The organism is Bradyrhizobium sp. in8p8, assembly GCF_000426845.1.
GTDB lineage: Bacteria > Pseudomonadota > Alphaproteobacteria > Rhizobiales > Xanthobacteraceae > Bradyrhizobium > Bradyrhizobium japonicum_C.
Genome location: NZ_AUGD01000012.1, coordinates 108701 through 127926 on the forward strand (window position 1 = coordinate 108701; position 19226 = coordinate 127926).

At 65.1% G+C, this 19226-nt stretch carries 19 protein-coding genes and 2 pseudogenes; 14 read left to right on the top strand and 7 right to left on the bottom strand.

The genetic code is table 11. The features are described from left to right. Nucleotides 1-64 precede the first annotated feature (64 nt). Genes K408_RS0127465 through K408_RS0127480 form a run of 4 tightly spaced genes read left to right on the top strand, consistent with a single transcriptional unit; the run spans nt 65 to nt 3229 of the window. Nucleotides 65-724, top strand: coding sequence for a hotdog family protein (locus K408_RS0127465; RefSeq protein ID WP_349509771.1), 660 nt, complete (start codon nt 65-67; stop codon nt 722-724). A 19-nt stretch (nt 725-743) separates the two neighbouring features. Next, on the top strand, nt 744-1436 hold the full coding sequence (locus tag K408_RS0127470) for an L-fuculose-phosphate aldolase (protein WP_024342077.1): 693 nt from the start codon (nt 744-746) through the stop codon (nt 1434-1436). A 32-nt stretch (nt 1437-1468) separates the two neighbouring features. Beyond that, entirely contained in the window at nt 1469-2431 is a 963-nt protein-coding gene (locus K408_RS0127475) for a carbohydrate kinase family protein (protein ID WP_024342076.1), read from the top strand. Nucleotides 2432-2482: 51 nt separating this feature from the next. Continuing rightward, nucleotides 2483-3229 carry an SDR family NAD(P)-dependent oxidoreductase gene (locus K408_RS0127480; RefSeq protein WP_024342075.1) on the top strand — a complete coding sequence of 249 codons (747 nt, stop codon included), beginning with the start codon at nt 2483-2485 and terminating at the stop codon, nt 3227-3229. A 359-nt stretch (nt 3230-3588) separates the two neighbouring features. Here the strand turns inward: K408_RS0127480 and K408_RS0127485 are convergent, their stop codons facing one another. Beyond that, nucleotides 3589-4401, bottom strand: coding sequence for a DUF2478 domain-containing protein (locus tag K408_RS0127485; RefSeq protein ID WP_155248697.1), 813 nt, complete (start codon nt 4399-4401; stop codon nt 3589-3591). Beyond that, nucleotides 4401-4625 (bottom strand): annotated as a pseudogene (locus K408_RS42325) (molybdate ABC transporter permease subunit); the annotation flags it as partial. The pseudogene K408_RS42325 and the gene K408_RS0127485, both read right to left, overlap by 1 nt. A 2-nt stretch (nt 4626-4627) precedes the next feature. Here K408_RS42325 and modD point away from each other — a divergent pair. The 6 genes and pseudogenes from modD to K408_RS0127515 form a co-directional block, all read left to right on the top strand. Then, nucleotides 4628-5261 (top strand): annotated as a pseudogene (gene modD, locus K408_RS38860) (ModD protein); the annotation flags it as partial. A gap of 227 nt (nt 5262-5488) precedes the next feature. Beyond that, on the top strand, nt 5489-6835 hold the full coding sequence (locus K408_RS0127495) for a hypothetical protein (protein WP_024342072.1): 1347 nt from the start codon (nt 5489-5491) through the stop codon (nt 6833-6835). 12 nt (nt 6836-6847) lie between these two features. Further along, complete coding sequence (locus tag K408_RS0127500; protein WP_024342071.1) at nt 6848-7357, top strand: DUF2249 domain-containing protein; 510 nt, start codon at nt 6848-6850, stop codon at nt 7355-7357. After that, the gene (locus K408_RS0127505) at nt 7354-7677 is read left to right on the top strand and encodes a metal-sulfur cluster assembly factor (RefSeq protein WP_024342070.1); all 324 of its coding nucleotides are present in this window, start codon (nt 7354-7356) and stop codon (nt 7675-7677) included. Before K408_RS0127500 ends, K408_RS0127505 begins: the two co-directional genes overlap by 4 nt. Nucleotides 7678-7905: 228 nt before the next feature. Next, nucleotides 7906-8136 carry a hypothetical protein gene (locus K408_RS0127510; protein WP_196232403.1) on the top strand — a complete coding sequence of 77 codons (231 nt, stop codon included), beginning with the start codon at nt 7906-7908 and terminating at the stop codon, nt 8134-8136. A gap of 60 nt (nt 8137-8196) precedes the next feature. Further along, nucleotides 8197-9054 carry an SDR family oxidoreductase gene (locus tag K408_RS0127515; protein WP_024342068.1) on the top strand — a complete coding sequence of 286 codons (858 nt, stop codon included), beginning with the start codon at nt 8197-8199 and terminating at the stop codon, nt 9052-9054. An 82-nt stretch (nt 9055-9136) separates the two neighbouring features. Here the strand turns inward: K408_RS0127515 and K408_RS0127520 are convergent, their stop codons facing one another. Then, nucleotides 9137-9652 (bottom strand): YciE/YciF ferroxidase family protein, encoded by a 516-nt coding sequence (locus tag K408_RS0127520; RefSeq protein WP_024342067.1) that lies wholly within the window; start codon nt 9650-9652, stop codon nt 9137-9139. 86 nt (nt 9653-9738) lie between these two features. Here K408_RS0127520 and K408_RS0127525 point away from each other — a divergent pair, with 86 nt between their 5' ends. The 4 genes from K408_RS0127525 to msrA all read left to right on the top strand — a co-directional run bounded on the left by K408_RS0127525 (nt 9739) and on the right by msrA (nt 13927). Further along, a complete protein-coding gene (locus tag K408_RS0127525) occupies nt 9739-9933 on the top strand; it encodes a hypothetical protein (protein ID WP_024342066.1) in 195 nt (64 codons plus the stop codon). A 481-nt stretch (nt 9934-10414) separates the two neighbouring features. Next, on the top strand, nt 10415-12736 hold the full coding sequence (locus K408_RS0127530; RefSeq protein WP_024342065.1) for a molybdopterin guanine dinucleotide-containing S/N-oxide reductase: 2322 nt from the start codon (nt 10415-10417) through the stop codon (nt 12734-12736). Between the two features lie 114 nt (nt 12737-12850). Further along, nucleotides 12851-13273 carry an OsmC family protein gene (locus tag K408_RS0127535; RefSeq protein ID WP_024342064.1) on the top strand — a complete coding sequence of 141 codons (423 nt, stop codon included), beginning with the start codon at nt 12851-12853 and terminating at the stop codon, nt 13271-13273. Between the two features lie 138 nt (nt 13274-13411). Further along, nucleotides 13412-13927, top strand: coding sequence for a peptide-methionine (S)-S-oxide reductase MsrA (gene msrA / locus K408_RS0127540; RefSeq protein WP_024342063.1), 516 nt, complete (start codon nt 13412-13414; stop codon nt 13925-13927). On the opposite strand, the gene K408_RS0127545 is transcribed toward msrA, so the two are convergent. The 4 genes from K408_RS0127545 to K408_RS0127560 all read right to left on the bottom strand — a co-directional run bounded on the left by K408_RS0127545 (nt 13924) and on the right by K408_RS0127560 (nt 19226). Next, entirely contained in the window at nt 13924-15078 is a 1155-nt protein-coding gene (locus tag K408_RS0127545; protein WP_024342062.1) for an MFS transporter, read from the bottom strand. The two genes, msrA and K408_RS0127545, sit on opposite strands and share 4 nt — an antisense overlap. Before the next feature lie 57 nt (nt 15079-15135). Then, nucleotides 15136-16461 carry an ATP-binding protein gene (locus tag K408_RS0127550; RefSeq protein WP_024342061.1) on the bottom strand — a complete coding sequence of 442 codons (1326 nt, stop codon included), beginning with the start codon at nt 16459-16461 and terminating at the stop codon, nt 15136-15138. Further along, a complete protein-coding gene (locus K408_RS0127555; protein WP_024342060.1) occupies nt 16458-17171 on the bottom strand; it encodes a response regulator in 714 nt (237 codons plus the stop codon). Before K408_RS0127555 ends, K408_RS0127550 begins: the two co-directional genes overlap by 4 nt. 90 nt (nt 17172-17261) lie before the next feature. Then, complete coding sequence (locus K408_RS0127560; RefSeq protein WP_024342059.1) at nt 17262-19226, bottom strand: MacB family efflux pump subunit; 1965 nt, start codon at nt 19224-19226, stop codon at nt 17262-17264.

Sequence of the window (19226 nt, forward strand, 5' to 3'; positions counted from 1 at the left end):
CAACTCCGGCAACGGAGGCTATGTATGCGGATCTCTCGCAAGGCACGTCGCCGGAGACGCTGAAGTGACGTTGCGCGCCCCGCCGCCGCTTGAGCGGCCGCTCGATGTGCTGACAGGGACCGACGGCGGGATCGAGTTGCGCGAGAGCGGCAAGCCGCTCGCGACGGCGCATGCAGCACGCGTCGATGTGCCGGACGTTCCCAGGGTGAGCTACGAAGCCGCTGAAAACGCGGTCGGCAGAACGCCCTACAACGAACAGAGCCACAACCTTCCAGGATGCTTCGTCTGTGGCCCCGCACGCAGCCATGGCGACGGTCTCCGGATCTTCGCAGGTCCGCTCGAGGCAGGGGCAGTCCCGGGCAAGCCGGTCGTGTTCGCTGCCTCCTGGGTGCCTCATGGCAGTCTGTCCGGCGAGGACGGCCATGTCGCGCCCGAATTCCTCTGGGCTGCTCTTGACTGCCCGACCGGCTATTGCAGCGTGGGTGCCCGGCACCTGGGACTGAATGGTGACGAGACGGCCCTGCTCGGACGAATGGCAGCGCGGATCGATCGTCGGCCGCGTCCCGGAGATCGCTGCGTGGTGGTGGCGTGGCCGACCGGGCGGGCCGGCCGCAAGCTCTTTGCCGAGAGTGCCTTGCTTAATGCGGAGCAGGAGGTGCTGGCGACCGCCCGAGCGACGTGGTTGTTGGTCGACCGGCAGGTCCAGCTCGGAGCAAGTGCATGAACGGGGACGGGACCAACATATGAGCGGGCGCGAAGCAGAGTTCGAACTTCGTCAATCCATCATCGACGCGTGCCGCGAGATGGCGGCGCAGGGCATCAACCAGGGAACGTCCGGAAACATCAGCGTCCGAACCGATGACGGCATCCTGCTGACGCCGTCCGGCCTTCCCTACGACCGCATGAAGCCTGAAGATATCGTGGCCATGAACTGGGACGGCTCGTGGACAGCGTCGGCCGGCAACGTTCCCTCGACGGAATGGCGCTTTCACCTCGACATCCTGAGATCGAAGCAGGAGGTCGGCGCCGTCGTTCACGCCCATCCGATCTTCTGCACGATCATCGCGATCATGAACCGCTCGATCCCCGCGATTCACTACATGATTGCCGCTGCCGGCGGAAACGACATCCCTTGCGCGCCCTATGCTCAATACGGCACGGCCGAGCTGTCGCAGGCGGCCCTGAACGCGCTTCGCTATCGCCGCGCTTGCCTCCTCGCTCATCACGGCCTGATCGCCATCGGTCCCAACCTGCGCAAGGCCTTCTGGCTCGCGGTGGAAGTCGAAGTGCTGGCCAAGCAGTATCACGGCTGTCTTCAACTCGGCTCTCCTCCGCTGCTGCCGGACGAGGAAATCGACAGCATCCTGAAGCGATGGGGGCAGTACGGCTTGCGCGATAACGACGGCAAGCCCGAGACCCGCCATCCGTCGAGCTAGATCACGACCAAACCACTGTCCTGCGAGAAATCATGGCTCACACTCACGATGTCAGCGTCTGCGGTACTTACATTCTGGACATTCTAGGCGTCCCGGTGACGGAGATTCCGCCCGGTGGCGGCCGCTTGCTGATCGAAGAAATTCGGCTCGCAGTCGCAGGCACCGCCGGCGGAACGGTCGTTCCTTGCGCACGTCTTGGTCTCAAGGCGCTCGCGGTCGGCGCAGTCGGCTCCGACGAGAAGGCGGATTGGATGCTGAACGCGCTTGAGCGCGAAGGGATCGACATCTCTCTCATGGAGCGGATGGCCGACAGCCCGACCTCGGCCACGATCCTGCCGATCCGGCCCGATGGCTCGCGTCCGGTCATGCATGCAAGGGGCGCCTCGGCGCGCTGGCGGATCGCACCCGAAACGCAGAAGGCGGCTTGCCGCAGCAAGGTCCTGCATCTCGGCGGAGTCGGCTCCCTGCTCGCGATGGACGGAGCGCCTTCCGTCGCATTGCTGCGCGACGCCAAGGCGGCCGGTTGCATGACGACGCTCGATCTCATCCAGGCGCGGCGTGAAACGCTGGCGCTGGTCGAGCCGCTGCTGCCTTATGTCGACTTCTTCATGCCGAGCATCGATGAGACCAATGCCATGGTTGGAACCGACGATCCGGCCGCGTGTGCGCGCTTCTTCATCGAGAAGGGAGCGGGGGCCTGTGCCATCTCTCTTGGGGCCGACGGATCGTTCGTGATGACGCGGGACGGACGTCAATTCTCCGTGCCGGCTTTCGAAGTTGCGGTCCGCGATACGTCGGGATGCGGCGATTCCTACACGGGCGGGTTCATTGCGGGTCTGGTCCGCGACTGGGACCTGCTCGACTGCGCCAGGCTTGCGACCGCCACCGCCGCGATCGTCGCAACGGGTCTGGGCTCCGGCGCCAACCTCGTATCATTCGAGGAGACCGTGAAAGCCATGAACACCTTCCCGGTCCGCAAGTCTGCTCGCGCCTGATCTTTCTACACCGCAAGAACAATTCGTCCGAACAACAGGGGAGAACGTAACATGGCCCGACATGCGATCGTGACGGGAGCAAGCCGCGGAATTGGCCGCGCCATTGCCATCGGCCTTGCCAAACGCGGCTACGATCTCGCGCTGACCGACATCGCAGCGCAGGAGAAGGTCCTTCTGGAGACCGTCGCCGAGATCAAGGAGATTGGCGGCCGCTGCATCCCGGTGCTGGGCGACGTCAGCGCGATCGGCGATTGCAGGCGGGCCGTGGCGGAAGCCGTCGGGGGCCTTGGGCACATCGACGTCCTCGTCAACAATGCGGGTATCCTCAGGCTGGCGACCATCGACGAACTGACGACCGATACATGGGATCAGACGTTCGCCGTCAACACCCGCGGCGTGTTCCAAATGACCCAGGCTGTGGTTGGGCACATGAAGGAGCGCAAGTACGGGCGCATCGTAAACATCGCTTCGCTCGCTGCCCGAACAGGCGGCCCGGGACAGTCCCACTATGCCGCGTCGAAGTCCGCCGTGGTCGGCTTTACACGGGTCTCGTCCATGGAGTTCGGAGGCCACGGCATCACGGTCAATGCGGTATGCCCGGGCATCATCGTGACTGAGATGGGGATGAACAATCTCCGCGATCCCGAGCGCGTCGCCTATTTCGAGAAGATCACGGACTTGCACCGGCTCGGACAACCGGAGGACGTGGTCGGTCCAGTCGCATTCTTTGCGTCCGATGATTCTGCCTTCGTCACCGGCCAGGCCCTTAACGTCGATGGGGGTATCTTCTACAGCTAAGAGGAGGGCCGACCGCAAGAAGAACTCGCTAGTGCCTGCTTCCAGTGCGTCGGTTCTGAAACCGGCGCGGTCTTCGTCGGCTCAGGCATTATTCGTCGGCAATGGTGTCGCGACCCTGCATGCTGATCGCGGACGGAGAGCGGTTCGATTCCGCAGCTTTCTGGAAGCTCTCGTGCTGGGCCGCGGGTAGGAAAGTATGGAGAAGCTTGAGATTGGTCTTCGTCTGGCCCGGGTTTGCGCTAATGCACCGGTTGGCCGCAGCCGTGCCCCGGAAGCTTTACTCTCGTGGCATACGCTGACTCAGGTTAGCAACGAGTCATAGGGGTCTCGGCCAGTGAAAACTGCTATCGGTGATCAAGTCATCCGACGTGATGATCGGCAAGTAACGCCGCAGGCGCATCGGCGGGCGCGTGCGCCGTGCGGGCCTGTTTCAACCGTGACGACAGCTCCTGCCACCAGCCCTCGATCGCTGCTCGCTCGCACAAGAGAGTTGTGCCGATCCCGCCGGTAAAATCATTCCAGGCGTCCAGGCATTTTTCCGGCACTGCCGTGAGCACGGGGATACCGGCGGCGATGGCGCAGGCCAGCTCGTCGCGCAGGCCTTCGCCGGCTGCCTCCTGCTTGGAGAATTTGTTGATCACGAGGAGATCGACGTCGGCCGCGATCGCGCGGGTGACGGCGACCGCCGCCTCAGCAAGGCCCGCAGCGTCGAGCCTGCAGGCCATGGCGCCCGAGCCGAGTGGCTGGCAGATCGAGATCTCCGCGCCGGTCATGAGGTCGATGGCCTGCATGCCAACCTGGCAGCCGGCGCCATCCTTGACGTTGCGCTGGACCACGCCGCCGATCCGCTCGCCCGACCGCCCGAGGTTCTGTGCAAACTCGGCAAGCAGGGCGTCGACGTCGTCCTGCGGACGATAGAGGATCGCGGCGACGCGGTTCGGGTCGATGTCGTGAAAGTCGATCGGCATGGTCATCCTCGTCGGATTATTTACGCGGTTCCGTCGAGCCGAGCAATGTCCGTACCGATCACGGCTCCCGACCAGCGGTATCGGATGGAGGCTGTGCAGCGGGCCGGAGTCGACGACGCGGCCACTCTCCATCAACATCAGATGATCGGCGAAGCGCTCGATCTCGGCCATGTCGTGGCTGATATAGAGTACCGGCAGCAACATGCCGCACCCCTTGCGGCCCACTTGTCGGCGATTGCCATGGTCAGGATCACCGCGAAGGCGAAGATCACCATGAGGCCTGCGAGCATGCTCGCTTCACGCCACCGGGACGTCTCGACACAATCGAAGAGCGCGACCGACAGCACCTTGGTGCGACCGGGAATGTTGCCGCCGATCATCAGAACGAGCCCGAACTCGCCGACCGTGTGTGCGAAGCCGAGCACCGTTCGCCGCATCGGGGGCGGCGCTGGAGCAGGGCGCCCCGATCCTCCAAGCGCGCGGTTCGGCCCCGGATCTGCTCCGGAGCTGGAAGGTGGCGCAGACCTTGATCGAGATCTGGTCGGGCGTGGCCGGCGAGGCTCGCGTTCATCGTCGCTGCGGCGCGGGCGGTTGCACCCGAGATTGCGGTCGCCTGCACGCGCAAGAACGTGCCGGGGACCAAGCGCTTTGCAGCGGCGGCCGTGAAGGCGGGCGGCGCCGTGATGCACCGGCTCGGCCTGTCCGAGACCGTGCTGGTGTTTCCCGAGCACCGTGCGTTCCTCAGCGAACTGCCGCTGTTTCAAGCGGTCCAGCGATTGCGCCGGGCGGCGCCGGAGAAGAAGCTGGTGATCGAGGTGAAGACCGCTGACGCCGCACTTGCCGCGGCGGTTGCCGGCTTCGACGTGATTCAGGCCGAGAAGTTTTCGCCGACCGAGATAGCTGCATTGGTCAAGCGCATGGCATCCATGGCCTATACGCGTGCTCGTCCGATCGTGGCCGCCGCGGGTGGTGTCAATGCGGCGAATGCCGCTGATTATGCAGAGGCCGGGGCCGATGTCCTGGTCACATCCTCGCCCTACTTGGCCAAGCCGAGAGACGTCGAGTGCGGATTGCGGCAACGGTCGAAAGCAGCCGTCCCGCATGGACCGGAAGAGACGCGAGCGTTCCTGCGAGCCGGCATGCCCGAGAACCAGAAGGGCGTGTTGAACTCTGACGCAACGAGTTGCCAAAGGCGCCAGAGTTTGCGCCTCGACAAAGAGGTCTTGACTGCAGCTGCTTACCGTTCGTGAGCGCTGGCACGGGCTGTGTGCCGGCGATGGGAACCAAGCTCGTGGTCGGAACCAGCGTCTGCAAATGGACCGTCAGTTACTTCGCGCTCGCAGTCGTGTGGCTGCTGCTCGCAGAAGTGCTGATGGTTGCCGGCTTCGGCTTTCCGCACACCGACTTCGGCGGACCGGATACGCTCGTCATCGTCCACATGGTTTGCGTCGGCTGGTTGAGCACGGTGTTGTCCGGTGCGTTGTTCCAGTTCGTGCCGGTGCTGGTCGCAAAGCCGCTCTATGCGGAGCGCTGGACGCTACCGGCCCTGGCGCTGCTGACGCTTGGGTTGATTGTCCTGCTCGCAGGCTTTCTGGCGCTCGGCGGCCACTTCAACGGGTCGAGCTGGCTGCTACCGATCGGCGCGGGCCTGCTGGTTGCCGGCTTCGCGTTGGTCGTTGCCAATCTCGGCATGACGCTCTGGTCGGCCCGGCCGCTGCCGGCACCTGCGCGGTTTACTGCCGTCGGGCTCGCCTGCATCTGTGTCACGGCCGCATTGGGCGGCACGTTCTCGCTGGTGCTGTCCGGAACCGACGTCGGAGCGTTATGGCCGGACCTGCTGCTATCGGGCGTTCCGATCCACGCGATTGCGGGGCTTGGCGGCTGGCTGACGTTCACTGCCATGGGCGTCAGCTATCGCCTGCTTGCGATGTTCATGCTCGCGCCCGACGGCGATGCGAAGCTGGGCCGGCTTGCCTGGCGCAGCGGGGCCGCGGCTCTGGCGGTGGCTGTCGTCGGCGGAGTGCTTGCACTCTGGCGCGCCACCGGGCTGAACCTCGTGCTTCTGCTTGCAGGAGCTGCGGCCCTTCTATCGCTTGCCGGCTATGGCAGCGACGTATTCGGTCTGTTCCGTACCCGCAAACGCCGTGCGCTCGAGCTCAATACGCGCATGAGCCTGCTGTCGCTGGGGAACCTCGTTGCGGCTGCAATCCTTGGCGCAGCGTCTGCCGCGGCCGGTTCGTTGCAGTCGCATGCGGGAGCGCTGGCCTTCCTCGTCGCGTTCGGCTGGCTCACCGGTCTCGTGCTCGCCAATCTCTACAAGATTGTCCCGTTTCTGACCTGGCTCGAGACGTACGGCCCGGTGATGGGCAGAGCGCCGACGCCTCGCGTCCAGGATCTCGTCGCCGAACGTCGCGCCTCAAAATGGTTCGTCCTGTTCTTTGCCGGAAGTTGGGCGGCCGTGTTCATGCTGTCGATCGACAGCGCGCTCGGCTTCCGCACTGCTGTCGCGCTTGTGACGCTCGCAACGCTCGGCATTGGTGAGGAGCTCGTCAGGGCCAGACGGCTCGCGGATGTGGCGGAGTCGCTACGCCTGCCGTTGGGAGCCACAGTCCCCCATCTTCTGGTCTCGCGCAATTGAAAGGAGACTGCCATGACTGATTTCATCGACGTCGATGTCCGGCCGATTCTGCGTGCGGGCGGCGAGCCGTTCTCGATCATCATGGCCGCGCTCGAGCGGCTGGAGCCCGGAGAAGGCTTGCGGCTCCTTGCTCCCTTCAAGCCGGTTCCTCTGTTCGACGTTATGGCGAGCAAGGGCTTCGCGCACCGCGATGCCGAGCTCGAAGGCGGCGACTGGGAGATCCTGTTCAAGCCGCGCGATGGCTCGCTCGAAGCGGGCGAACCCGCGCCCGTGGCGTTGAGCGATGACGATTGGCCGGAGCCCGCCGTTCGCCTCGACAACCGCGACCTGGATCCGCCGGAGCCGATGGTTCGGATTCTCGCGTCGGTGGAGCGGCTCGCGCCCGGGCAGACGCTCTCCGCTTTGCTCAGTCGCGAACCGGTCTTCCTGTTTCGGGAGCTGAGCAAGCGCGGCCATCAGTGGCGCGGCGGCTTCACGCCGCAGAGGGACGCCTATCAGCTGACGGTGAAGGTGCTCGCATGAAGGCCGATGACGACGATCTCGTGGCGCGGATAAGGCAGTCGCTGAAGGTCGTGATCGATCCGGAACTCGGACACAACATCGTGGATCTCGGCTTTGTCTATGATGTGTCGGTTGACGACGGCGTTGCACACATCACCATGACGGCGACGACGCGAGGCTGTCCTGCCGCGTCCTTTCTCAAGGAGGGCGCCGCCAACAGCGCGCGTCTTGTTCCGGGCGTTGAAGCGGTCGAGGTCACCATGACCTTCGAGCCGCCCTGGCAGCCGTGCATGATCTCGCCGGGCGTGAAAGCCTCGCTCGGCTTCGCCGAGGTGAATTGATCCGGCGGGGCGGTTTGGACGAGCTAGTTGCTTTCCGGACCTGGGCCGGACCAGATCTTTTGCCGGTGCCCGCGATCGGATACGAGCCGCTGGCGATCGAGGCGCCGACGTCTGAATGAAATTGTCGCTTCGTCTGCGAGAATGACCTGCGCCAATCTGCTGGGCGAGGCGGGAGTACTGCACGAGAGCCACATCGGCTCGCTACGCCTGTTGCCGCAGGATTGCGACATGATCGCCGTCGTCCAAGCGTTTCGCGACGTGCTGGACGGGCGTGATGATGTCGACTGCGGCAACCGCCGCATTGCCGCGGCCTATCCAGGTGTGCCTTTCTCGTACGGGTTCCTGCGAGCGGAGCCTGGGCACGTCTACCGCCTTGACCGCGCAGAGCCGGCGCAGGGCGCGACGTGGCAAGCCGGAACTCTGTTGCCCGAGGTTACTGCCGCGTTATGCGACGACTGAGTCCACGCAGGAACGCTTTCGGCAGCGCTCCGTTAGCGCAGCAAACGCCCGGAGTTTTCCATGACCGACTATCCAAAGCCGCCCTATCCTTCACAGCAGCAACCGATGCCCGGCTCGACGCGGGCGATGCAGCCGCGACCGGATCATGGCGAGGAGAGTTACAAGGGCGCGGGGCGCCTGGCCGGAAAGAAGGCGATCATCACGGGCGGTGACAGTGGCATCGGCCGCGCGGTCGCGATCGCCTACGCGCGTGAGGGCGCAGACATGGTCATATCTTACTTGAACGAGGACGAAGATGCGGTCGAGGTGAAGGCGCTGGTGGAACGGGAGAGACGCAAGGTCGTCCTGATCCCCGGCGATATCCGCAATCCCGAGCACTGCCGCGCCATCGTGCGCCGCGCCGTCGAGGAGCTCGGGGGAATCGACATCCTGGTCAACAACGCGGCGCATCAGGCCACGTTCAAGGATATCGCCGACATCAGCGACGAGGAGTGGCAGTTGACGTTCGAGACCAACATCCACGCCATGTTCTATCTGACCAAGGCTGCCGTTCCCCACATGCGGCCGGGAGCCGCGATCGTCAACACGGCCTCGGTGAACTCGGACATGCCGAACCCCAGCCTGCTGGCTTACGCCACGACCAAGGGCGCCATTCAGAATTTCACGGGCGGGCTCGCCCAGATGCTGGCCGAGAAGGGTATTCGGGTGAACGCGGTGGCTCCGGGTCCGATCTGGACTCCGCTAATCCCCTCGACGATGTCTGAGGACAGGGTCAAGAACTTCGGCAAGCAGGTCCCGATGCAGCGTGCCGGCCAGCCGGCGGAGCTCGCAACCGCCTATGTCATGCTGGCCGATCCGCTCTCGAGCTACACTTCCGGGGCAACGCTGGCTGTCACCGGCGGAAAGCCATTCATCTGATCGCACGTGCCTCACTCCCGTCGGCAAGACCCGTGGGCGGCACCGGAAGGCCGGGCCGCCACGTGCAATCAGCAGCATTCGATCACGCCGCGTTGGACGCCTTGGCGTTGACCCCTTTGCGAAGTGCCACAGTGTTCAACTTGGTGTTGGCGGCCTTCTCCTCGTTCAGATTGGTCGTGAGGAAGCGCACGATGTCGTCGTGGCCGAGCTCTTCGGCCCAGGCGATCAGCGTGCCGTAGCGGCACATCTCATAGTGCTCCACCGCCTGCGCGTTCGCCACGATAGCGGCATCCAGCACGGCCTTGTCCTCGATCTCCCCGGCGGTTTCGTCGGCTTCCTTGATCAGGCCGTCGATGGCCGGGCAATTGGTGCCGCTCGGCTCCTTGCCGAGCTTCGCGAACACCTTGTCGAGGCGCTCGACCTGCTTGTTTGTCTCGTCCAGATGGGCCTTCAGCCCGGCAACGAGATCCTTGTTGGTCGCCTTGTCGATCATCTTCGGCAGCGCCTTCAGGATCTGCTGCTCCGCGTAATAGATGTCCTGCAGCCCATGCAGCAGCAGGTCTTCCATCGATTTGATGTCCTTGGTGAAGAATCCCATAAAAGACGCCTCCGTTCACAATGATGGCAGTGGAACGCCGTGCGCCGGCCGCTGTTCCATTCCCATGTGCAGATCGGGAGAGCCGAATGAGTAACGGAGTGGATCATTTTGCGAGCCTGCTCGGACGTGCCGCGCTGGATGTGTGGGGCGACATCCCCCGAGACATTCAGGAAGCGCTGTTCGAGACTGCGATGAAGGGGCGCGACACGGAGCGCGAGGAGCTTGCGCGGTTGCTGCATGAGCGGCATCCGCGCACGCTTCATCCTTCCCGGCCCGGCTGACGCAGCCCGCGGGAACGATCGTACGGGCTTCTGATTGGTGAAATGGGTGGCGCCTCACCGAACGGTTCAAATGAGGACCGCTAGGCGGATCGTACAACCGTGACCAATCTGCAAATCGAGCGACGTGACCGAGATGAATATGGGAAGATGGTACGACCCGATTTCAGAGCGATGGATCGCGCCGCGCGAAGCCCCCGCGATTGCCGCGTATGATCGGCCAAGCTCAGAGAAGGCGCCGGAGGCTGACAGAAGGGAAGAGGTACAGCGGATCTGGAACTTACTGGTCGATTGCTGCGCCCGCGGGTGATGTAGGCGAAGGTTCTTGCCGCGCGCGCGAGCCCGTTCGGCGACGTCTCAGCGTCAAGGGACGTCATTGCGCGGGACTGCCCAGCGTTTCCGTTAACCCTGATCTCGACGACGTCCGGTACGGAGCGGTATATTACCACCCGGCCGCAGAGCGGCGCCGGACAAGGATCAGATGATGGACGACACGATTGGCTTCCCCGACCCAGGCCTCGACCTGTCGGACGGCTTCAAGCCGCATACCTCGCATTGGGGCGCGTTCTCTGCGCGTCAGGGCGCGGCCGGGCTGGAGGTCAGGGCCTATGCGGGGGATCCCGATCCGAACGGCATCATCGACAATTTTCCCGGAGCGCTACGCCACCAGGCGCGCATCGCCCAGCCGGCGGTCCGCCGCGGCTGGCTGGAGCGCGGGCCGGGCCCCGACGACCGCCGCGGCCGCGACGACTTCGTCTCCGTCAGCTGGGAGAAGGCGCTCGATCTCCTCGGCGAAGAACTGGGCCGGATCCGCGATACCCGCGGGCCGGGCGCCGTGTTCGGCGGCTCCTATGGCTGGTCGAGCGCCGGCCGCTTTCATCACGCCCAGAGCCAGGTGCATCGCTTTCTCAACATCGCGATGGGCGGCTATGTGCGCTCCGTCAATTCCTATTCCTCGGGCGCGTCCTCGGTGCTGCTGCCGCAGATCCTGGCCGGCTACGAAGACATTACCAAGCGTAATGTCACCTGGGAGCAGATCGCGACCGACACTGACATCGTGCTGGCCTTCGGCGGCATGGCGCTGAAGAACTCCATGGTGGCCGGCGGCTCGATCAGCAAGCATGTCGAGCGCGGGGCGATGGAAGCGGCACGCCGGCGCGGCTGCGAGTTCGTCCTGGTCAGCCCGCTGCGCGACGATCTGCCTGTCGAGGCCGGGGCGGAATGGATTGCTTGCGTGCCCGGCACCGACACTGCGCTGATGCTCGGCGTCGTCCATACGCTGGTCAGTGAAGGCCTGCACGACCAGGCTTTTCTCGATCGCTACACCGAGGGCTGGCCGGTCTTCCTGCGCTATCTCACCGGCGAAAGCGATGGCCAGCCCAAGCACGCCGAATGGGCCGGGGCGATCTGCGGCGTAGAGGCGGAGGCGATCCGCAACCTTGCGCGGCGGCTTGCCGGCAAGCGCGCGCTCATCACCGTCTCACACTCGCTTCAGCGCGCCGAGCACGGCGAGCAGCCGGTGTGGATGGGCATGGTGCTGGCGGCAGCGCTCGGACAAATCGGTCTTCCCGGCGGCGGCTACGGCTATTCGCTTGGAGCGATCGGCTATTACGGCCGCCGCGTCAACGACGTGCCGGCGCCGACGCTAGGGCAGGGGCGCAACGGCGTCGCCGATTTCATTCCGGTAGCCCGCATCGCCGACATGCTGCTCAATCCCGGCAGTACCTATCGCTACAACGGCGAAACGCGCAGCTATCCGGACATTCGTCTGGTCTACTGGGCGGGTGGCAATCCCTTTCACCACCATCAAGACATCAACCGCTTGCGCAAGGCGTTCGCGCAAGTGGACACATTCGTGGTGCACGAGCTCGGTTGGACCGCAACGGCTCGCCACGCCGACATCGTGCTGCCCGCGACGATGACGCTGGAGCGCGAGGACATCGGCTATTCCACCAACGATCCGCTGATGATCGCCATGCACCGCATCGCCGAGCCGTTCGGCCTTGCGCGCGACGACTACGATATCTTCGCCGATCTCGCCGAACGTCTCGGGGCACGCGAGCCGTTTACGGAAGGGCGCACGTCGCGACAATGGCTAAAGCACCTCTACGAGCCGACCCGCGCATCGCTTGCCAAGCGCGGTCTGGAAGCACCGAGCTTCGAAGAATTCTGGGCGCGCGGCAGCCTGGTCGTGCCGCAGCAACCCGATGACGGTGGCCGGCTGCGCCGCTTCCGCGAAGATCCCATCAATCATGCCCTGCCGACGCCGAGCGGACGCATCGAAATTTTCTCGGCCAAGATCGCAAGTCATGGCGATGCCGATTGTCCCGGCCACCCGGTCTGGCTCGAGAAGACCGATATGCCCAGGCCGGAGGCGCCGTGCTTCCTCGTCGCCAACCAGCCGGCGACGCGCCTGCACAGCCAGCTCGATTTCGGCGGACACTCGCTGGCCGCAAAGCATCGCGGCCGAGAGGTCGCGCGCATGAACCCGATCGATGCGAACGCGCGAGGCATCAAGGACGGCGACATCATCCGCCTGTTCAACGAGCGCGGCGCGTGCCTCGCCGCGGTCCATCTCACCGACGGCATCGCGCCCGGCGTGGTGCAGCTTCCGACCGGCGCCTGGTACGATCCGATGGACCCGGAAGACGAGGCGCCGCTCTGCGTTCACGGTAATCCCAACGTGCTCACCCGCGATATCGGCACCTCGTCGCTGGCGCAGGGCTGCACCGGCCAGCTGACGACCGTCGAGGTGGAGAGGTTCATCGGAAATCTGCCGCCGATTCGGGCGTTCGACCCGGTGTAGGGGCTAACGGAACCGCTGCGGCGCGCCGCCGGCTTGGGAGGGCAGGCGGTCACGCCGCTGCCGCCTTCGACGGGTACCGAGCGCCGGTACTGAGACCAAACGAGGAGAACTGAAATGATCCGCAAGGCAACGGCAGTCTGGAAGGGCACCGGTCGCGACGGGACCGGTCATCTCACGAGCGAATCCGGCGTGCTGGCGCAGACGCCCTATTCGTTCAAGACCCGCTTTGAGAACGAGAAGGGTACCAATCCCGAGGAGTTGATCGCGGCGGCCCACGCGGGTTGTTTTACCATGGCGCTGGCGTTCGGCCTTCAGATGGCCGGTTTCACGCCGGAGGAGCTCTCGACGGAAGCCGCGGTGACGCTCGAGCCGGAAGGCAAGGGCTTCAAGATCAGCAAGTCCGCGCTGACCTTGCGTGCAAAGGTGCCGAACCTCGACGAGGCCGGCTTCGCGAAGATCGCAGGCGAGGCCGAGAAGAACTGCCCGGTATCGAAGGTGCTCAACGCCGCGATCACGCTCGACGCCAAGCTGGGCTAGCGGCGCGTGCTCGCCTCGGTCCACCCGGAAGCGCTGGGTGGACGCGCGTGCAATGCGTGGCTTTCGGACTAGCCGCCGAAAGCCTATATGATGCGGCAGCTGCAGAACCGACAGAGCGATCGATTGGGAGCACATCAGATGACGACAGAACGTGCAGTCTTGGCCGGAGGTTGTTTCTGGGGAATGCAGGATCTCATCCGCAAGCAGCCGGGCGTGGTCTCCACCCGGGTCGGCTACACCGGTGGTCACGTGAAGAACGCCACCTACCGCAATCACGAGGGCCACGCCGAGGCGATCGAGATCATGTTCGATCCGGCCAAGACCAGCTTCCGAACCATGCTGGAGTTCTTTTTCCAGATCCATGATCCCACCACGCTCAACCGCCAGGGCAATGATCTCGGCACCAGCTATCGCTCCGCGATCTTCTACACGAGCGAGGAGCAGAAGCGGATCGCCGAGGATACCATTGCCGATGTCGAAGCATCGGGCCTGTGGCCCGGCAAAGTGGTCACTGAGGTCGCGCCCGCGCGCGAGTTTTGGGAGGCCGAGCCGGAGCATCAGGATTACCTCGAGCGCTATCCTGACGGCTACACCTGTCACTTCATCCGGCCCGGCTGGAAGCTGCCGCGCCGTGCGGCTGCGTTGGGCGGCTAGGTCGCCGTGCCCTGACGTGCGCTCGTCGTGACGATCCGCGCAGATAGCGTGACGAGGCCCATCAGCGCCGCCAGCAGCCCGAACGCCAGCGGCAGCCCGCCGATCTGTGCAATGAAGCCGACGCCGGCCGGACCGATGAGGACGCCGGCATAGCCTGCGGTCGTGACGGCCGCGACGGCCAGGCCGGCAGGCATCACCTTTTGCCGCGCCGCGCGTCTGAACAGCACCGGCACGAGGTTCGAGGCGCCGAGCCCGATCAGCAGGAAACCACCGATGGCAGCCGCTGCAAAGGGTGCGGTGAGCAGGATCACAAACCCCGCGATCGCGATCAGGCTGCCCCAGAGCAATGTCGCGCGGTCCCCGATACGCGCTACCACCGCGTCGCCGCCGAGCCGGCCTGTCGTCATCGCGATCGAGAACACGATGTAGCCGGCTCCCCCTTGCGCCTCCGTCACGAGCCCCGCGCCGATCAGGAGCAGCGCGCCCCAATCGAGCATCGCGCCTTCGACGAGGAAGGTGATGGCGCCGAGCAGCGCAAGCAGCAGGACCGATCCGTGCGGAAGCACGAACAATGGGCCCTCCTGCACTGACACGGACCGCAGCAGGCGCGGCCAGGTCACGAGCATGGCGATCAGCATCAGGACGGAGCAGATCAGCGTGCAAACAAGCGCCCCGAGTTGCAGCGATAGCAGCGCCGTCATCAGCGCAGATCCGGCGAAGCCGCCAATGCTGAACAGCGCGTGGAAGCCGGACATCAGCGGTCGTCCTGCGGCGCGTTCGACCTCCACGGCGTGGATGTTCATGGCGACGTCGATCGAGCCGAGCGCGGCGCCGAAGGCGAACAGCGCCAGCGCCAGCGTCGTGGGCGATCCTGCCATCGCCAGCAGCGGCAGCACCAGCGTGAGACCGAGCCCGCCTGCGATGATGATCGGTCTGCTGCCGTAGCGCGCGCTGAGAATGCCGGTCAGCAGCATCGCGAGGACGGAGCCGATGCCGAGGCTGAGCAGAAGCAGCCCGAGAACGCCGTCGTCGACCGCGAGCCGCCCCTTCGCGAACGGCACCAGCGGCGCCCAGCACGCGATGCCGAAGCCCGCGACGAGAAAGGCAAGCCTGGTCGCTAGGCGGGTCGCCGGCCGATCGGCAGAAGACATGAGAACTCCGGGAAAGCAGAGGCGGGGCGGAGCAAAAACCCGACAAATGTCGCGGCTTTATGTCCGAGACGTGCCCGCATTGTCGCGACTTGCGCCGAAGAGCAGCAAACGGACGCGTAGGCCCGTGGGCGCGTTGTCCAGCAGTTCAAGCGTTCCGCCATGCGCGGTCACGATCGCCTGTGCAATCGAAAGACCAAGGCCAAATCCAGCCGTGTCGTCCATGGTGCGGGCGTCCTCTCCGCGTACGAAGGGTTCGAGCATCGCCGCCTTCCTCTCATCGGGAATGCCGGGGCCGTCGTCCGAAACCTCGATGACAAGCCGATCCTCCGATGTTGACAGCGCGACCTCGACCCGGGTTCCGAAGCGCGTCGCATTGTGGACGAGGTTGCTGACCGCGCGGACGATCTCGTCCGGCCGCAACACGAAGGCGGCCCTGGCGGGGCCCGAATAGCTCACCGCGTGGCCGGAGTCGGTAAACTGCTCGCACACCATCTCGAGCAATGCGGCGACGTCCACAAGCGTCGGCTTGACCGGGCTTTCACTGCGCAACAACGAGAGCACCGACTCCAGCATCGACTGCATCTGGTCGAGATCGCGCACCGTCTGCGTGCGCTGAGCCGGATCCTCGATCAATTCCGAGCGCAGCCGCAGCCGCGTGAGCGGGGTACGCAGATCGTGGCTGATGGCCGCGAGCATGCGCGTCCTGTCGTTCATCAGCGCACCGATGCGCTCGCGCATCCGGTTCAGCGCTCTGGCTGCGGACCTGATCTCCTCCGGCCCGTTCTCCGGCAATGGCTGCGATGACTGATTCAGGCTGAAGCTCTCTGCCGCGCGCGCGAAGGCCGACAAAGGCGAGGAGAGCGCCCGACCCGCCCAGATGCCGAGCAGCGTGACGCTCGCCACCAGGAACAGCAGCGTGGAGGTCCAAAGGCCGCTGACGAAAGCTGGCATCTTGGGCGATCCGATCATGGCCTCGAGCACGTCGTCGTTGCCGAGATCGAACCAGAGGCGGTTGTCGTCGGAGGTGGCACCGCGAATGAGGTCGACCTTGCCGGCCAGCGGCGAGGGGACGTTCAGCGGCGACCGCTCCGGCATGGGCGAGGCGGAGACGCCTTCGCGCAATTGCAGCTTCAGTGCCGGATAGGTTCGGCGGATGTTGTCGAGCACCATGGCGCGCTGTGCTTTCGGCGTGTTGTCGATGATCTCCACGATCAACTCGAGCTGCTCGACCGGTCTGTCCGTCAGCATCTTCGGCCGGCTGAGCAGGAAATATCCGGCAATCAGGATGTGGATCAGGACCAGCGACACCAGCACCAGCGCCGCGATCTGGCCGCTGATCCGCCTGAGGCTGAACAGCGCCACGATCTCGGCTGCGCGGCTCATGCTTCCTCCACCACCGGCGTGAAGATGTAGCCGCCCGTGCGAACGGTCCTGATCACGGACGTCTCCTGGGTGCGGTCGAGCTTGCGTCGCACGCGGCTGACCAGCACGTCGATGCTGCGACCAAAGTTGCCGCCGGGACGGCCGCGCGTCATGCTCAGCAGATTGTCACGGGTGAGGATGCGGCCGGCCCGTTCGCAGAACGCTTGCAGCAGATCGAACTCGGCGCTGGTAAGCGGCACCTGCGCGCCCTCGGGGTCGCGCAATTCCCGCAAGCGAAGATCAATGATCCAGCCCTGGAACTTGAGGCGCGTTGCCGTGGGGCCGGCGGCAAGTCCGCTCGCCTGGCGGCGCAGCACGGCGTGGATCCTGGCAAGAAGCTCGCGCGGATTGAACGGCTTCGGCAGATAGTCGTCGGCGCCCATCTCGAGGCCGAGGATCCGGTCGAGATCCTCGCCCTTCGCGGTGAGGATGATGATCGGCGTCATGGACTCCATGCGCACCCGCCGGCAGAGGCTCAAGCCATCCTCGCCCGGCAGCATCAGGTCGAGCACGATCAGGTCGATGCGGTTCTGCGACAATTGCCGGTCCATCTCGCGGCCATTCGTGGCCGCGTGGACCGCGAAGGAATGCTCGCCCAGATAGCGCAGGATGAGGTCGCGGGTCTGCCGATCGTCCTCGACGACCAGGATGTTCGGGGTGCCATTGGTCATGATCGAACGCGCATCGGGAGTGCCGATCGTTGGTCGATTTGAGGACGTTTGTCTCGTCCGAAGAACTACGGTCATGGTGCAATCCTACGGTCAGTCGCGGCTCAGCGCCACTACGGGATCGAGAAAGGCGGCGCGGCGCGCGGGGAAGAAGCCGAAGGTGACGCCGATACCGGTCGAGGTCAGGAACGCCGCGCCGATCGAGAGCGGCGAATAGCTGATTTGGAAGTCCGGCACCGCGATGTTGACGGCAGTGCCGAGCAGGACCGCGATCAGAATGCCCGCGATGCCGCCGATGGACGAGATCAGCATCGCCTCCACGAGGAACTGCTGGAGGATGTCGCTGCGCCTCGCGCCGACCGCCATGCGCACGCCGATCTCGCTGATCCGCTCCGACACGGATACCAGCATGATGTTCATGACGCCGATTCCGCCGACGACCAGCGAAATTACCGCGATTGCTGCCACCAGGAATGCCAGCGTCTGCGTCGTGCTGGTAATGGTGCGGCGGATGTCGTCGGTGTTGAGGATGACGAAGTCCCTGGTGTTGTGCCGCTGGGTCAGCAGCGTGGTCACCGCGTCCTGCGCCAGATTGGTCGAGATCTCATCGCTGATTCGCAGGAGAATGCTGCGCAACGCGCGGTCGCCGGTGAACTGAGCCTGCACCGTGGTGTAGGGCAGGTAGACCGAGAGGTTCTGGTTCGAGCCGAACCCGCCCTGCTGCTGCGCGATCACGCCGACGATGCGGCATGGCACCTTGCCGAGCCAGATCACGCGGCCGATGCCGGACGTCTGGTCGTCGGCGAAGAAGGTTTTCCTCGTATTGTCGTCGATGACCGCCTGCCGCTCGATGTTGCGGACGGCGTCTGCGTCGAACAGGCGGCCCATCGCCAGCTTGGCGCCCTTGACCAGAAAATAGCTTTCGCCGACCCCGTTCACGAGCACGTTCGACTCGTTGCCGCGATAGCGCACCGTCGTGCTGGTCGACACGGTCGGCGTGACACCGGCGATGAAGCTCTGGCGGGCGAGCGCGCGGGCATCGCCGAGCACCAGCGTCTTGATCTTGGCGGCGCGGGCGTCGCCGAAATCCTTGCCCGGAAATACCTCGATCGTGTTGGTACCGAGACTTGAGATGTCGGACAGCACCTTGCGCTGCGAGGCGTTGCCGAGCGCGACGACGGACGAGACCGCCGCGATCCCGATGATGATGCCGAGCATAGTCAGGAAGGCCCGTAGCCGGTGCGCGGCCATCGCCACCAGCGCCATGCGGGACGCCTCGCGCAGCCGCCGCAAGGCGCCGGACCAGCCGGGGCGGCTGTCCCATGTGGTGGTTCGGGCGGCGGGAGCTACGGGCCCCGCCGCGGCCGTGGTCTCCGTGCGGCGATCCGAAACGATCCTGCCGTCCCGCAGCTCGATGATGCGCTCGGCCCGGGCGGCGACATCGGCATCATGGGTGACGATGATGATCGTCCGGCCCTCGCGGTGCAGCTCCTTGAGAATCTTCAGGACCTCTTCGCCGCTGCGCCGGTCGAGCGCGCCGGTGGGCTCATCCGCCAGGATGACCTCGGCGCCGTTGATCAGCGCCCGCGCGATCGAGACGCGCTGCTGCTGGCCGCCGGAGAGCTGATTGGGGCGATGGCCTCCTCGGGCGCCGACGCCCAGCCGTTCGAGCAGCGCGTTCGCACGTATCCGGCGCTCGCGGGCATTGACACCGGCATAGACGGCGGGGATCTCGACATTTGCGGCAGCCGAGAGGTCTCCGAGCAGATGATAGCGCTGGAAGATGAAGCCGAAATGCTCCCGGCGTAGCGCCGCCAGCGCGTCCGCATCAAGCTTGGAGGCGTCCTTGCCGGCGACGCGATAGGTGCCCGACGTCGGCCGGTCGAGGCAGCCGAGGATGTTGAGCAGCGTCGATTTGCCCGAACCGGACGAGCCGATGATCGCCACCATCTCCCCGGCGCGGATGTCCAGAGAGAAGCCGTCGAGGGCCACCACGCTGGTGTCGCCGGCCGTGAATTCGCGCCGGACGTTCTCGAGCGAGATGATGGAATCGGTCAT